Source organism: Pseudomonas sp. S1_G07 (assembly GCF_054668565.1).
In genome coordinates, this window is sequence record NZ_CP162778.1 from 4539495 (window position 1) to 4553461 (window position 13967).

Consider the following 13967-nt stretch of genomic DNA (forward strand, 5'->3'; position numbering starts at 1 on the left):
GCTTCCACATTGCCAGTGCCCGTCCTAAGAATCAGGTCGGAACTTCAAATGAAGTTTTATTTAGGAAGCGTTCAGGTATTTCTTGGCAAAATGCTTTTACTTCTAGTGTGAATCGCTCACCAGGTACTCCTATGACCCGCATTTTGACCATCGAGGATGACGCCGTAACGGCCCGCGAGATCGTCGCCGAGCTGAGTAGCCATGGACTGGATGTCGATTGGGTGGACAACGGCCGTGAAGGCCTGGTCCGTGCCGTCAGTGGTGATTACGACCTGATCACCCTCGACCGCATGCTGCCGGAACTCGATGGCCTGGCCATCGTCACCACCCTGCGCACCATCGGTGTGTCGACGCCGATCCTGATGATCAGCGCCCTCTCCGATGTCGACGAGCGCGTGCGCGGTTTACGCGCCGGTGGCGATGACTACCTGACCAAGCCCTTCGCTTCCGATGAAATGGCTGCCCGCGTCGAAGTGCTGCTGCGCCGCAAAAGCACGGTCAAGGAATTCGAAACCGCGCTGCGCGTGGCCGACCTGGAACTGAACCTGATCAGCCGCGAAGCCAGCCGCGCCGACCAACCGCTGAGCCTGTTGCCTACCGAATACAAACTGCTGGAATTTCTGATGCGTAACACCGGGCAGATCCTGTCGCGGATGATGATCTTCGAAGAAGTCTGGGGTTACCACTTTGATCCGGGCACCAACCTGATCGATGTGCACATCGGTCGCCTGCGCAAGAAGATCGACCCGCCGGGCCTCACACCGCTGATCCGCACGGTGCGAGGTTCCGGTTATGTCATTGCTGAACCCCTCTAAGGGCTGGCGCTCATCCAGCAGCCGCCTGCTGGCGCTGTACAGTTCGCTGTTCGTGGCCTGGAGCTGCATCCTCATGGGGGTGCTGTACTACGAGGTATCCGGTTACCTGAGCGACCTGTCGCGCCATTCGCTCATGCAGCGCCAGCACCTGTTCCAGCGTTTCGACAGTGAAGAGTTGGTGGATGCCCTGACCACCAGCATGACCTTCGACATGAAGGGCGTGGACGCCTATGGCCTGTTCGATGAACGATTTCATCCCTTGAACGGGCCGATCCACGCGATACCGCCAGACCTGCCGCTGGACGGCAAGATTCACAGCCTGGCCAATTGCGTCGAGTCCGACGACCCCAAACTGCCCAGGGACAGCTGCGACGCCGTGGCCACCCACACCGACGACGGCCGCTGGCTGGTGCTGGTGCGCGCCAACGGCTCGCTGTTCGGCGTGACCCGGATCATCTGGCATGCGCTGCTGTGGGCGCTGTCCTTGACGATTATCCCCGGCGCCGCCGGCTGGCATTTGTTGCGCCGCCGCCCGTTGCGACGGATTCGCGGGATCCAGGCCAGCGCCGAAGCCATTGTCGCCGGAGACCTCACGCACCGCCTGCCGCTGTCGAATCGGCGTGATGAACTGGACATGCTCGCGGCCATCGTCAATGCCATGCTCGATCGTATCGAAAAGCTGATGAACGAGGTCAAGGGCGTGTGCGACAACATCGCCCACGACCTGCGCACCCCGCTGACCCGCCTGCGCGCGCAGTTGTACCGGATCAAGCAGCAAGCCGAAGCCGAGTCCACGCATGCGCTGCAACTGGACGATGCCATCGCCGAAACCGATACCCTGATGGCGCGCTTTCGCGGGTTGTTGCGCATTTCGGAATTGGAAGACCACCAGCGTCGCTCGGGCTTCCTGATGATGGACCCGCTGCCGCTGCTGCGCGAATTGCATGACTTCTACCTGCCCCTGGCCGAGGAAGGCGAGCTGCAGCTGGTGCTGGATACGCCGGAGTCCCTGCCGTGGATCACCGGCGACCGCGCGTTGCTGTTCGAAGCCTTGGCCAACCTGCTGAGCAACTCGATCAAGTTCTCCCCACCGGGCGGCGAAGTGATTCTGCGCGCGACCAACGATACCGGTAGCACGCGTATCGAAGTGCACGACTCCGGCCCAGGCATACCGGTAGCCGAACGCAAGGCGGTGTTTCAACGTTTTTACCGGGTGGACGAAAGCGACCAGTCAGGCGGGTTTGGCCTGGGCCTGTCGATTGTGGCGGCGATCATCAACTTGCATGGGTTCAAGCTGGAAGTGGGCAGCAGCGCCAGCGGTGGCGCACGCTTGATACTGGAGTGCCGCCAGCAGCTGATGCCCGACACCTGAACGCCCCCGAAAAACAAGCCGTTGTTGTAGGAGCGAGCTCGCTCGCGAAAACCCCAAACACACCGCATTTACCCAGGCTGCACGCGTTATCGTTGGCGATTTTCGCGGGCAAGCCCGCTCCTACAGTGCGTCTCAGGCCGGGAAATTGGCGCGCAATGCTTCCAGGCCGCCGCTGTAGACGCCAGCAAACAAGGCTTCTGCAGCCTCGTCTGTAGTCCCCGCCGCCGGGGTAAATACACCCGACCACGTCACCTTCGCCGACGACTCCGTCAACGCCTCGACCTGCACCGTCGCCAGGTACGCACTCACCGGAAACGGCGATTGCTCGATGGTGTAGCTGTAGGTGCGCGCCACGTTATCGAACGTCTGCAAACGCTCGACGATCACACCGCCGTCGGCGGTTGTCAGGTGACGCACGCGGCCGCCTTCGCCTGGCTCGCTCTTGGCGATCAACGGCAACCAGTCCGGCAGGCTGTTGAAGCCGCCGACCAGTTGCCAGACCGTATCGGCCGATACCGGGATTTCAATCACTGCAGATGCTGTTGGCACGGTAAATCTCCAAAAGTCGTAGGAAAACGTTGCCCAGCCTGCCACGCAAACCCCTTAAATGCATCATTTCCCGCAACCGATACCACAACCTCCCCAACCTGGCTTGCCTGCGATGGCATCCACTCGGTGTGCCTGAAACACTGCATCGCAGGCAAGCCAGCTCCCACAGTTGATCTCGATCAGGGCTGAGATTTGAGGAAGGCCGAGATCAGTTGGTTGACCCGCTCCGCCGCCTCCAACTGCACCATATGCCCCTGCCCCGGCAATATCTCCACCTGCGCCTCCAACCCTTGGGCATGGCCGGCCGGGATGATTGCATCGTCGTTGCCCCAGATCACCAGGCTGGGTTGCTGCCCCACCACGTTGCGCAGATCCAGGCGCTGTCGCCCGCCTTCGAACAGTTGCGCATTGAGCTGGCGCAGCGCCAGATCCACGCCTTCCAGGCGTTTGAACTTGAGCATGTCTTCAAGCATCTGCCGCGTGACCAGCGCCGGGTCGCTGAACAGTTGCACCAACTGCGGCTTGAGCGCGTTGCGGTTGGCGGCGTCGGTAAAACCTTGCAGGTAATCGCCATTGATATCCGCGCCAAGCCCGGCGCTGGCGATCAGGATCAATGAGGCAACCCGCCCCGGTGCCTGGCCGGCCAGCGTCAGGCTGACCAGCCCGCCCATCGAGTGCCCGGCCAGGTGCACGCGGTCGAGCTTGAGGTGATCAAGCAACGCCAGCACCGCCTGGCTCAACTCCTCGGCATCGCCCGTGTGCAGGTGCTTGCCCGACTCGCCATGCCCCGGCAGGTCGAGGGCGATCACTCGACGCTCGGCGGCCAGCGCCGGTTGGTTGAACAGCCAGTTGTTCAAGTCGCCGCCGAAGCCATGCACCAGCACCAGCGGCGTACCGCCCTCGCCCTGGTCGAGGTAGCGCAACAAGCGCCCGCCCAGTTCGACTTTCTGCGCACTCGGCCCGCACGCTTCGGCTTCGGCGGCATTCGACACGAAGCCGGCGTTAAAGCTGTCGATCACCGCGTCGATCTCCGCTTCCGTGGCCTCGCCTTCCACCACAATCCCCAGCAGCGCGCCCACCGGCAAGGTCTCATCGCTCAACGCCAACACGCGGCGCAGCACGCCATTGAACGGCGCCTCGACACTGCTGGAGATCTTGTCGGTTTCGACATCGAGCACCTCTTCGCCCTTCTCCACCCGGTCGCCGGGTTGCTTGAGCCAGACGTCGATGCGCCCTTCGGTCATCGACAGCCCCCACTTGGGCATGGTCAGGGTATGGATCATGCGGCGCTCCTCTTGTCGGCGATCTTCAGCACAGCGGCCTCGATCTTCGCGGCGTTGGGGATGTACAGGTCTTCCAGGGCGTCGGAGAACGGCACCGGGGTGTGCGGCGCGGTGACCATTTCGATCGGCGCGCGCAGGAAGGCAAAGCCCTGCTGGGCCACCAGTGCGCTGATGTCGGTGGCGATGGAACAGCGAGGGTTGGACTCGTCGATCACCACCAGGCGCCCGGTTTTCTCCACGCTTTCGAGGATGCTGTCTTCGTCCAGCGGGCTGGTGGTGCGCAGGTCCAGCACTTCGCAGTCGATGCCTTGCCGGGCGAGGTTGGTGGCGGCTTCCAGGGCGATGTGCACCATGCGCCCGTAGGTCACCAGGGTCACGTCGCGGCCTTCGCGGACAAAGTTGGCTTCGCCGAAAGGCACGGTGTACAGCTCTTCCGGTACCTCGCCTTGGAGGCTGTAGAGCATCTTGTGTTCGAGGAAGATCACCGGGTCGTTGTCGCGGATCGCCTGGATGAGCATGCCCTTGGCGTCATAGGGCGTGGCCGGGCACACCACCTTCAGGCCGGGAATGTGCGTCCACATCGAGGTGAGCATCTGCGAGTGTTGGGCAGCGGCGCGCAGGCCGGCGCCGTACATGGCGCGCACCACCAGCGGCGTGGTGGTCTTGCCGCCGAACATGTAGCGGAACTTGGCGGCCTGGTTGAGCAATTGGTCGAGGCAGCAGCCGATAAAGTCGACGAACATCAACTCGCACACCGGGCGCATGCCACGGGTGGCGGCGCCGACCGCCATGCCGACGTAGCCGACTTCGGACAACGGCGCATCCAGCACACGGTCAGGGAATTGCGGGTACAGGCCTTTGGTCACCCCGAGCACACCGCCCCAGGCGTCCTGCTCGCCGGGGGAGCCGGTGCCGCCGGACACATCCTGGCCAATGATGAACACACTCTGGTCCCGGCGCATTTCCTGGGCCAGGGCTTCGTTGATTGCCTGCTGATAACTGATTTTGCGAGCCATGAAAGTCTCTCCGACGATTGTTGTTAGGCGCGGTACGCGACGTAGACATCACTGAGCAGGTCGCCGGGCTGGGGCTTGGGATCGGACTTGGCCAGGCGCACGGCGTCTTCGATCAGTTGCGCCACCTCGGCGTCGATGCGTTCGAACTGCGCGGCGTCCAACCAGCCTTCGGCGCTGCAACGCTGGCGGAACAGCGCCAGGCAATCGTGGGATTCGCGCAGGTTTTTCACCTCATCCGGGCCGCGATAGGTTTGCGCATCGCCTTCGAAGTGGCCATAGAAGCGGCTCAACTTGACCTCGACCAAGGTCGGCCCTTCGCCCCTGCGCGCACGCGCCACCGCCACATCCAACGCCTGGTGCACGGCGAAAAAATCATTGCCATCGACGATCACCCCCGGCATGCCAAACCCCACGGCGCGCTCGGCAATGTCCTTGCACGCCACCGACCAGCCGGAACCGGTGGCTTCGGCATAGCCGTTGTTCTCGGCAACGAACAGGCACGGCAGTTTCATGATCGCGGCCAGGTTCATCGCCTCGAACACCGCACCCTCGTTGGAACCGCCGTCGCCAAAGAACGCCACGGCCACGCCCTGGCTGCCCTTGAGCTTGGCGGCCAGCGCGGCACCGGCGGCCAATGGCGCACCGGCCCCGACAATGCCGTTGGCGCCGAGCATGCCCTTCTCCTGGTCGGCGATGTGCATGGAGCCGCCCTTGCCGCCGCACACCCCGGTTTTCTTGCCGTAGATCTCGGCCATCATGCCGAACACGTCCACGCCCTTGGCAATGCAATGGCCGTGGCCACGGTGGTTGGAGGCGATACAGTCGTCATCGTTGAGGTGGGCCATGACCCCGGCCGCACTGGCTTCCTGGCCGGCGTACAGGTGCACGAAACCGGGGATCTCGCCGGTGGCGAACTCCACATGCAGGCGTTCCTCGAAATCACGGATGGTGCGCATCACGGTGTAGGCATGCAGCAATTGATCGGTGGACAGGTGGGTGGACATCTTGTTGTTCTCCAGGTTGTCTCGACACACAAAAGGCTGGCTGCGGCCAGCTGCAAGCGGTTCAGCACAGCCTGTGCCAAGGTCCGATAAAACCTGGCAAAGCCTTGACCCAGAGCAGTGCCGCGCGGTTGCCCGCAGCCATCCTGTCTGGGTGGAATGAGACCGGGCATTGCAATGCGCAGGCAGCGTCTCAGCGCAAATGAGACGCTGCGTCTCAGCCGCCGCGGTTGGTCAGGCCGTGCTTGTCCCGCCGCGCCCACGGGCGCTTAATGGCGGGCATAACAACAAAGATCGAGAACCGGAGGCCTTATGTTCGCCGCGAACTCCAGAGAGCACGTCGACTGCGTCAGTCGCGTGGTCCGCAATGCCGAGCGCCTGCCCCAGGCGCCGGTGCCGTCGCTGATTTTCGATTCATGGCGGCGCTCCATGGAGCAACATCACCTCGACCCCGGCTCGCTGCAGGGGCCGCGCATTCTCACCGAGCCCTTGCTCAAGGAGTGCCGCGAACGCGCCGAGCTGTTCATGCGCATCGCCAGCGAGGAAGTCGGCCAACTCCACCACCGCGTGCGCCACGCCGATTACTGCGTGCTGCTCACCGACGCCCAGGGCCAGACCATCGACCACCGCGTCGACACGGCGATTCGCACCGATTGCCGCAAGGCCGGCCTGTACCTGGGCACCTGCTGGTCGGAAGCCGAAGAAGGCACCTGCGGGGTGGCGGCGGTGCTCACCAGCAAGGCGGCGGTGACCGTGCACAAGCGCGATCACTTTCGCGCGGCGTTTATCGGCCTGACCTGTTCCGCCGCGCCGATCTTCGACCCCCAGGGCAACCTGTTGGGGGTGATGGACGCCTCGGCGCTCAAGTCCCCGGACGACCGGCGCAGCCAGCACCTGGTGCGGCAGATGGTGACGCAGAGCGCGCAGGCCATCGAAAACGCCTTCTTCATGCACAGCGCCCGCCAGCACTGGGTGCTCCAGGCCCACAGCACACCCGGCTATGTGGACAGCCAGCCCGACCTGCTGCTGGCCTGGGACCACGACGGCCGCCTGCAGGCCTTGAACAGCAAGGCACGCCAGGCCCTGCGCCTGCGCTTCGGCCAGGTGCCGACGCATATCGGCGAAGTGTTCGACCTGGATGCCTTGCGCGCGGTCACCGCTCAATCGGCCCGGCAACTGCCCTGGCTGGGCGGGCCAGGCGTGCTGCACGCGCGTGTCAACACGCCGTGCCGCAAGCCCTCGCGGGCGCTGCCCGACACCCAGGTCGACCCGCGCGTGGAGGAACACCTGCGCCTGGCCGTGCGCGTCAAGGACCGTAACCTGCCGGTGCTGGTGCAAGGGGAAACCGGCGTCGGCAAGGAGGTCTTCGCCCGCCAGCTGCATGCCCGCAGCGCGCGGCGCAACGGCCCGTTCGTGGCGGTCAATTGCGCGGCGATCCCGGAAACCCTGATTGAAAGCGAGCTGTTCGGCTATGTGGCCGGGGCCTTTACCGGCGCGTCGAGCAAAGGCATGCCGGGGCTGTTGCTGCAGGCCGACGGCGGCACGCTGTTCCTCGACGAGATCGGCGACATGCCACTGGCCTTGCAAACACGTTTGCTGCGGGTGATGGCCGAGGGTGAAGTGGCGCCCCTGGGCGGGGCCAAGACCCGCACCGTGGATATCCAGGTGGTCTGCGCCAGCCACCGTGACCTGGCGGTGCTGGTCAGCGAGGGGCGCTTTCGCGAAGACCTGTATTTTCGCCTCGGCTGCGCGCGCTTCTGCCTGCCGCCCTTGCGCGAGCGCACCGACAAGCTGGCCTTGATCAACCGCCTGCTGGAGCAGGAAACGCGCGCGGGCGGCGTGTCGCCAGGTATCGGCCAGGCCGCGCTGGAAGTGCTGCTGGGCTACGCCTGGCCGGGTAATGTGCGGCAATTGCGGCATGTGCTGGCGTATGCCTGCGCGGTATGCGAAGGCGGCACGCTGCAACTGACGGATTTGCCGGTGGAGGTTCGCGGTGAGCAGGTCGAAACCCTGGCCGAACACAGTGTCAGCCCGGAACGACAGACAGTGTTGGATGCGTTGATCCGACATCGCTGGAAGCCATTGCCGACGGCGCAGGCGCTGGGGATTTCCAGGGCAACCCTGTACCGGCGTGTCAATCAACTGGGCATCGACATGCCCGGCAAAACCACCTCCTCCTCGACGTAGCGCTGTCGCGCAGCAAACGCGACCTTTGTGGCGAGCCCGCTCGCCACAGTTACAGTGTTCCTCCTTAACTGACTGGCATTGGGGCTTGCCCGCAATAGCGGTGGGTCAGGTGGCATAGGGGTCTACTGATACACCGCCATCGCAGGCGACCGCCCATGTACCCCTGTAGGAGCGAGGGACGCCTAGTTCTTGCTCGCGAAGAACCTCAACGATAACGCGGGAAGCCTGATCCCCCGCGGCGTTCTCGGGTTTTTCGCGAGCAAGCTCGCTCCTACAAAAGTGACCGGCCAGTGCCCATGCCGAGCGGGTGCACCCAGGCCCCACTGTAGGAGCGAGCTTGCTCGCGAAGAACCTCAACGATAACGCGGGAAGCCTGCCCCCCTGCGGCGTTCTCGGGTTTTTCGCGAGCAAGCTCGCTCCTACAAAAGTGACAGGTCAGTGCCCATGCCGAACGGGGCCCGTGGGCAAGCCAGCTGCCGCATTGGATCGAGTAGATCTTCAGGGCTCAGCGGTAGACAAGGCCACCGTCGATCAATGGCGATTGCCCGGTCATATAGTCCGCATCCGGCCCGGCCAGGAACGCCACCAACCCCGCCACATCCTCCGGCGTTTCCGCGCGTCCCAGGGCGATGCCGTCCACGTACTTCTTGTAAGTTGCCCCCACTTCAGCGCCGGTGATCTCGGCCATGCGCTTGTCGATCTCGACCCACATGTCGGTGCCTACCACGCCAGGGCAATAGGCATTCACCGTGATCCCGTCGCTCGCCAGTTCCTTGGCCGCCGCCTGGGTCAGGGCGCGCACGGCGAACTTGGTCGCCGAGTACACGCCCAGCAGTGCAAACCCTTCATGGCCGGCGATGGAGCAGGCATTGATGATCTTGCCCTTCTGCTTGAGTGCCTTGAACTTCTTGCCGGCGGCCTGGATGCCCCACAACACGCCTTGCACGTTGATGCCCAGGGTACGCTCGACCTGTTCCGGGCTCACCTCCAGCAGCGAATCGATCTGCGCCACCCCGGCGTTGTTGACGATGATGTCGAAGCCCCCCAGGCTCTGGTGCGCATGCTCGACCGCCGCCACCACTTGTTCGCGCCGGGACACGTCGGCGATGAACACCGCCGCCTTGCGTCCCAATGCCACGACCTCGGCGGCCACGGCGTCGAGCTTGGCGCCATTGATGTCCACCAGGGCGATATCGACACCGTCCTGGGCCAGGCGCAGGGCGATGGCGCGGCCAATGCCCTGCCCGGCGCCGGTCACCAGCGCAACTTTTCCAGCAATACTCATGACGATCTCCTGCAATGATGAAAGAAGACTCGTCTATCGCAGGTGCAAGCCCTGGCTGTCGAGGCGCGCAGGGATCGGCGTGGGGGCTGAGACGGGTCGTCTCAGCCCCCCAGGTCGATGGCTATTACAGGGGCGAGGCGTTACTTAGGCATCTTGCGAAAACCCACCGCCAGGCGATTCCAGCTGTTGATGGTGGCAATGGCCACACTCAAGTCGACCTGTTCCTGGGGGCTGAATTCGGCGGCCAGCGCCGTGAAGTCTGCATCCGACGCATGGGTCTGGCTGAGCAGGGTCAGGCTTTCGGCCCAGGCCAGTGCCGCGCGTTCACGCGGGGTGAAAAACGGCGTTTCGCGCCAGGCCGACAGGGTATACAGGCGACGCTCGGTCTCCCCGCCCTTGCGCGCATCGGCGGTGTGCATGTCCAGGCAGAAGGCGCAGCCGTTGATCTGCGACACCCGCAGGCGGATCAGTTCCAGCAGGGGCAGCTCGATCGACAGTTTGCCGACGGCGGCTTCCAGGGCGAGCATGGCTTTCATGGCATCTGGCGAGGCGGTGTAGAAATCGGTGCGGGCTTGCATGGTGAGGCTCCAGGACGGTTGGGATTGGTCGCCAGGTTAGTCATCGCCGCCGGCGCGAGAAATATCCAATTCAGGGGAAGAACAGGTGACCAATGTGCCTACCCCACCACGCCAATCAAGCCCACGACCGCCATTGCCCATCCCAGCATCGCCACACGCCAGATCCGTGGCCCGTGGCGCAACTCCATAAAACCATCGGCAATCAGGCACGCCTTGGCCACCGCCAGCGCCAACACCGCCCACCACAACCCGGCCGCGCCGCTCAGTACGGTGCCGACACTCAGCGCCAGCAACATCCCCCAGCACACGAGCAGCCCCTTGACCCCTGCCATCGACTTCACCCCATCACATACACCAACGGAAACAGCACCACCCACACCAGGTCCACCATGTGCCAATACAGCACCCCGGACTCCAGCCCGCTCAAACGCGGCGCCTGGTAAGCCCGTTGCCAACAACGCCAGGCAAGCCAAGCGAGGATCGCCATGCCGAGCAGCACATGCAGAAAGTGAAAGCCGGTGAGGATCCAGTACAAGGTGAAGAACGTGCTGTGTTCAAGCCCCAGCCCGGCAGCGGCCAGGTGAGCGTATTCGGCGAGTTTGATCCACACGTAGACCAGCGCCACCAGCCATGCCGCGCACAACCAGACGCCGCCCTGGCGTGCCCGGCCTTGGCGTACCCGCTGCACCGCCAGCGCCGCGAGCGTGCCGGCGGTCAACAGGCTGAGGGTCATTGCCAACCCCGTGGAGGTATCCAGTTGCGCACGCCCCAGAGCGAACACCTCGGGGTTGAGCCGCTGGGCCACGGCAAACGCCAGGATCAGCAGGGCAAACACCGACAGTTCGGCGAGGATGAAAAACCACATCGCCAGGTCGCCGGGCAGGCGGCGCCGCTCAGGCAAAGTGCACATCCACCACGTCCATCAGCGCCGCGACGGTCTGCGGGTCGTCGCTCAACGCCTCGGCCAGGCACGCCAGGCAGGCGTCGCGCGGGCTCATGCCGGCGCCGATCAAGCGTGCGGTAAAGATCAGCAGGCGCGTGGAGGCGACTTCTTCCAGGTCGTGCTGATCGAGGCGGCGCAACGCCTGGCCCAGGCGCACCACCTGGGCGGCCAGCGCCACATCCACGCTGGCCTCGCGGGCGACGATGCGCTCCTCGTCGGCCGCTGGCGGGTAGCCGAAGCGCATCGCCACAAAGCGCTGGCGCGTGCTCGGTTTCATGCCCTTGAGCAGGTTCTGGTAGCCGGGGTTGTACGACACTACCAGCATGAATGACGGCGGTGCCTTGAGCACTTCGCCGGTACGTTCCAGGAACAGTTCGCGGCGTTCGTCGGCAATCGGGTGCAGCACCACGGCGGTGTCCTGGCGTGCCTCGATCACTTCGTCGAGGTAGCAGATGCCGCCTTCGCGCACGGCGCGGGTCAGCGGGCCGTCCTGCCACCAGGTGCCGTCGCTGCCGATCAGATGGCGGCCAAGCAGGTCGGCGGCGCTCAAGTCGTCGTGGCAGGCCACGGTGTACAGCGCCAGGTTGAGGCGGTGCGCCATGTGCTGCACAAAGCGGGTCTTGCCGCAGCCGGTGGGGCCCTTGATCAGCACCGGCATGCGGTGCTTCCAGGCGTGTTCGAACAAGTGCCGTTCGTTGTCGAGGGGTTGGTAGAAGGGCTCGGTCATCGGGCATATCCAAGGCGGGTTTGACGGCCACGCTACGGGCGCCTGCGACAACCTGGCAAGTGCCACCCAGGGCAAACTTGATCGCCGTCAAGCGAGCATTGCGACGCCGCACCCTAGTCTGGCCGGGCACTAAGAACCTGCGCCCCGCACCCTGTTGCGCGGCACCGCAAAGGTCTCGCCTGAGGAGTAAATGGAATGCTGACTCGCACTAAAAAGAATTTCACCCCGAGCCTCGCCGGCCTGAGCTGCGCACTGGCCCTGGCACTGCCCCTGTTGGCCCATGGCGGCGCACAGCCGGCCATGGTGACCACCGCCGGTGCCGCGGACATGAGCCAGGCCGACTTCGATACATCCAAGCAGATTTACTTCGAACGCTGCGCCGGTTGCCACGGCGTGCTGCGCAAGGGCGCCACCGGCAAACCGCTGACACCGGACATCACCCAGGCGCGTGGCCAGGCCTATCTGGAAGCGCTGATCACCTATGGCTCCCCCGCCGGCATGCCGAACTGGGGCACCTCCAATGCGCTGACCAAGGCGCAGATCACCACCATGGCCAGTTTTCTCCAGCATGCGCCACCCACCCCGCCGGAATGGGGCATGGCCGAGACCCTCAAGACCTGGAAGGTGCTGGTCAAGCCTGAAGACCGGCCGAAAAAGCAGCTCAATACGCTCAACCTGCAAAACCTGTTTTCGGTCACGTTGCGCGATGACGGCAAGATCGCTCTGGTGGACGGCGACACCAAGCAGATCATCAAGCTCATCGACACCGGCTACGCCGTGCACATCTCGCGCATCTCTGCGTCGGGCCGCTACCTGTTGGTGATCGGCCGCGATGCCAAGATCGACATGATCGACCTGTGGCCACTGGAGCCGACCAAAGTCGCCGAGATCAAGGTGGGCATCGAGGCACGCTCGGTAGAGACCTCCAAGTTCAAGGGCTATGAGGACAAGTACGCGATTGCCGGTTCCTACTGGCCGCCGCAGTTCACCCTCATGGACGGCGAGACCCTGGAGCCCAAGCAGATCGTGTCGACCCGCGGCATGACCGTGGACAAGCAGGAGTACCACCCCGAGCCACGCGTGGCGGCGATCATCGCCTCCCATGAATGGCCCGAATTCATCGTCAATATCAAGGAAACCGGCAAGGTGATGCTGGTCAATTACCAGGACATCAAGAACCTCACCATCACCACCATCGACGCCGCGCCGTTCCTGCATGACGGCGGCTGGGACAGCACCCACCGCTACTTCATGACGGCAGCGAACAACTCCAACAAGGTGGCGGTGATCGACTCCAAGGCGCGCAGGCTCACCGCGCTGGTGGACGTCGGCAAAACCCCGCACCCAGGGCGGGGCGCCAACTTTATCCACCCGCACTATGGGCCGGTGTGGGCCACCAGCCATTTGGGCGACGGCGGCATTTCGGTGATCGGCACCGACCCGATCAAGCACAAGCAATACGCGTGGAAACAGGTTGAGTCCCTCAAGGGCCAGGGCGGCGGTTCGCTGTTTATCAAGACCCACCCCAACTCCCATCACCTCTATGTCGACACCACCCTCAACCCCGACGCCAAGCTCAGCCAGTCGGTGGCGGTGTTCGATATCAACCAGCTCGACAAGGGCTACACCGTGCTGCCGATTGCCGAGTACTCCGGGATCCAGCAAGGCGCATTACGGGTGGTGCAACCGGAATACAACAAGGCCGGTGACGAGGTGTGGTTCTCGGTGTGGAACGGCCAGACCGAGGAATCGGCGCTGGTGGTGATCGATGACAAGACCTTGAAGCTCAAGCAGGTGATCAAGGACAAGCGCCTGATCACGCCGACCGGCAAGTTCAACGTCTTCAACACCCAACACGATATCTATTGAGCCCCATCAACACGAGGTACGCCCATGCCAAATACTCTCCTCGCACTGCTCGCCTGCGCGGCTGCACTCATCCTGCAACCGGCCCAGGCACAAGACGGGCCAGGGTTGTTCAGCAGCAAACCCTGCGTCGGCTGCCACACCATCGACAGCAAGCTGGTGGGGCCCGCCTTGAAGGACGTGGCCGCAAAGAATGCCGGCGTGAAGGACGCCGCCACCACCCTGGCCAGCCACATCAAGAACGGCAACCAGGGCACCTGGGGGCCGATTCCGATGCCGCCGAACCAGGTGACGGACGACGAAGCCAAGGTATTGGCCGAGTGGGTCCTGACGTTGAAGTAACCA

14 protein-coding genes are annotated in these 13967 nt (G+C 63.9%); 5 read left to right on the forward strand and 9 right to left on the reverse strand.

Annotated elements, in window-relative coordinates; all coding sequences use genetic code 11:
- Window positions 1-131 precede the first annotated feature (131 nt).
- Together AB4O05_RS20515 and AB4O05_RS20520 are read left to right on the forward strand one after the other, a co-directional pair.
- On the forward strand, window positions 132-815 hold the full coding sequence (locus AB4O05_RS20515; protein ID WP_010564812.1) for a response regulator transcription factor: 684 nt from the start codon (window positions 132-134) through the stop codon (window positions 813-815).
- Window positions 793-2187 carry a sensor histidine kinase gene (locus AB4O05_RS20520; RefSeq protein ID WP_460135656.1) on the forward strand — a complete coding sequence of 465 codons (1395 nt, stop codon included), beginning with the start codon at window positions 793-795 and terminating at the stop codon, window positions 2185-2187. The genes AB4O05_RS20515 and AB4O05_RS20520 overlap by 23 nt, the downstream gene beginning before the upstream one ends.
- Window positions 2188-2319: 132 nt before the next feature.
- Here AB4O05_RS20520 and AB4O05_RS20525 read toward each other — a convergent pair whose 3' ends face one another.
- The 4 genes from AB4O05_RS20525 to AB4O05_RS20540 all read right to left on the reverse strand — a co-directional run bounded on the left by AB4O05_RS20525 (window position 2320) and on the right by AB4O05_RS20540 (window position 6039).
- Complete coding sequence (locus AB4O05_RS20525) at window positions 2320-2736, reverse strand: SRPBCC family protein (RefSeq protein ID WP_460135654.1); 417 nt, start codon at window positions 2734-2736, stop codon at window positions 2320-2322.
- A 179-nt stretch (window positions 2737-2915) separates the two neighbouring features.
- Complete coding sequence (locus AB4O05_RS20530; protein ID WP_460135652.1) at window positions 2916-4019, reverse strand: acetoin dehydrogenase dihydrolipoyllysine-residue acetyltransferase subunit; 1104 nt, start codon at window positions 4017-4019, stop codon at window positions 2916-2918.
- Window positions 4016-5035, reverse strand: coding sequence for an alpha-ketoacid dehydrogenase subunit beta (locus AB4O05_RS20535; RefSeq protein ID WP_460135651.1), 1020 nt, complete (start codon window positions 5033-5035; stop codon window positions 4016-4018). Before AB4O05_RS20535 ends, AB4O05_RS20530 begins: the two co-directional genes overlap by 4 nt.
- 23 nt (window positions 5036-5058) lie before the next feature.
- On the reverse strand, window positions 5059-6039 hold the full coding sequence (locus AB4O05_RS20540) for a thiamine pyrophosphate-dependent dehydrogenase E1 component subunit alpha (protein ID WP_460135649.1): 981 nt from the start codon (window positions 6037-6039) through the stop codon (window positions 5059-5061).
- A 309-nt stretch (window positions 6040-6348) separates the two neighbouring features.
- Here AB4O05_RS20540 and AB4O05_RS20545 point away from each other — a divergent pair, with 309 nt between their 5' ends.
- Entirely contained in the window at window positions 6349-8223 is a 1875-nt protein-coding gene (locus AB4O05_RS20545; protein ID WP_460135648.1) for a sigma-54-dependent Fis family transcriptional regulator, read from the forward strand.
- A gap of 505 nt (window positions 8224-8728) precedes the next feature.
- Here the strand turns inward: AB4O05_RS20545 and AB4O05_RS20550 are convergent.
- The 5 genes from AB4O05_RS20550 to AB4O05_RS20570 all read right to left on the reverse strand — a co-directional run bounded on the left by AB4O05_RS20550 (window position 8729) and on the right by AB4O05_RS20570 (window position 11756).
- A complete protein-coding gene (locus AB4O05_RS20550; RefSeq protein ID WP_460135647.1) occupies window positions 8729-9508 on the reverse strand; it encodes an acetoin reductase in 780 nt (259 codons plus the stop codon).
- A 140-nt stretch (window positions 9509-9648) separates the two neighbouring features.
- A complete protein-coding gene (locus tag AB4O05_RS20555) occupies window positions 9649-10086 on the reverse strand; it encodes a carboxymuconolactone decarboxylase family protein (RefSeq protein WP_460135646.1) in 438 nt (145 codons plus the stop codon).
- Between the two features lie 98 nt (window positions 10087-10184).
- Window positions 10185-10418: a cytochrome C oxidase subunit IV family protein gene (locus AB4O05_RS20560; RefSeq protein ID WP_460164793.1), complete on the reverse strand. Its 234-nt coding sequence runs from the start codon at window positions 10416-10418 to the stop codon at window positions 10185-10187.
- Between the two features lie 5 nt (window positions 10419-10423).
- On the reverse strand, window positions 10424-10996 hold the full coding sequence (locus tag AB4O05_RS20565; protein ID WP_460135644.1) for a cytochrome c oxidase subunit 3 family protein: 573 nt from the start codon (window positions 10994-10996) through the stop codon (window positions 10424-10426).
- A complete protein-coding gene (locus AB4O05_RS20570; protein WP_460135643.1) occupies window positions 10980-11756 on the reverse strand; it encodes an AAA family ATPase in 777 nt (258 codons plus the stop codon). The genes AB4O05_RS20565 and AB4O05_RS20570 overlap by 17 nt, the downstream gene beginning before the upstream one ends.
- A 195-nt stretch (window positions 11757-11951) precedes the next feature.
- Between AB4O05_RS20570 and AB4O05_RS20575 the strand changes: the two genes are divergently transcribed.
- Together AB4O05_RS20575 and AB4O05_RS20580 are read left to right on the forward strand one after the other, a co-directional pair.
- Entirely contained in the window at window positions 11952-13625 is a 1674-nt protein-coding gene (locus AB4O05_RS20575; RefSeq protein ID WP_460135642.1) for a cytochrome D1 domain-containing protein, read from the forward strand.
- Between the two features lie 24 nt (window positions 13626-13649).
- A complete protein-coding gene (locus AB4O05_RS20580; protein WP_460135640.1) occupies window positions 13650-13964 on the forward strand; it encodes a c-type cytochrome in 315 nt (104 codons plus the stop codon).
- The last annotated feature ends 3 nt before the right edge of the window (window positions 13965-13967 follow it).

Coding starts and splice junctions, on each gene's coding strand:
- AB4O05_RS20570 (WP_460135643.1), bottom strand. CDS start 11,756: ATGACCGAGCCCTTCTACCAACCCCTCGACAACGAACGGCACTTGTTC.
- AB4O05_RS20560 (WP_460164793.1), bottom strand. CDS start 10,418: ATGGCAGGGGTCAAGGGGCTGCTCGTGTGCTGGGGGATGTTGCTGGCG.
- AB4O05_RS20530 (WP_460135652.1), bottom strand. CDS start 4,019: ATGATCCATACCCTGACCATGCCCAAGTGGGGGCTGTCGATGACCGAA.
- AB4O05_RS20565 (WP_460135644.1), bottom strand. CDS start 10,996: ATGTGCACTTTGCCTGAGCGGCGCCGCCTGCCCGGCGACCTGGCGATG.
- AB4O05_RS20540 (WP_460135649.1), bottom strand. CDS start 6,039: ATGTCCACCCACCTGTCCACCGATCAATTGCTGCATGCCTACACCGTG.
- AB4O05_RS20555 (WP_460135646.1), bottom strand. CDS start 10,086: ATGCAAGCCCGCACCGATTTCTACACCGCCTCGCCAGATGCCATGAAA.
- AB4O05_RS20545 (WP_460135648.1), top strand. CDS start 6,349: ATGTTCGCCGCGAACTCCAGAGAGCACGTCGACTGCGTCAGTCGCGTG.
- AB4O05_RS20520 (WP_460135656.1), top strand. CDS start 793: ATGTCATTGCTGAACCCCTCTAAGGGCTGGCGCTCATCCAGCAGCCGC.
- AB4O05_RS20550 (WP_460135647.1), bottom strand. CDS start 9,508: ATGAGTATTGCTGGAAAAGTTGCGCTGGTGACCGGCGCCGGGCAGGGC.
- AB4O05_RS20580 (WP_460135640.1), top strand. CDS start 13,650: ATGCCAAATACTCTCCTCGCACTGCTCGCCTGCGCGGCTGCACTCATC.
- AB4O05_RS20515 (WP_010564812.1), top strand. CDS start 132: ATGACCCGCATTTTGACCATCGAGGATGACGCCGTAACGGCCCGCGAG.
- AB4O05_RS20575 (WP_460135642.1), top strand. CDS start 11,952: ATGCTGACTCGCACTAAAAAGAATTTCACCCCGAGCCTCGCCGGCCTG.
- AB4O05_RS20535 (WP_460135651.1), bottom strand. CDS start 5,035: ATGGCTCGCAAAATCAGTTATCAGCAGGCAATCAACGAAGCCCTGGCC.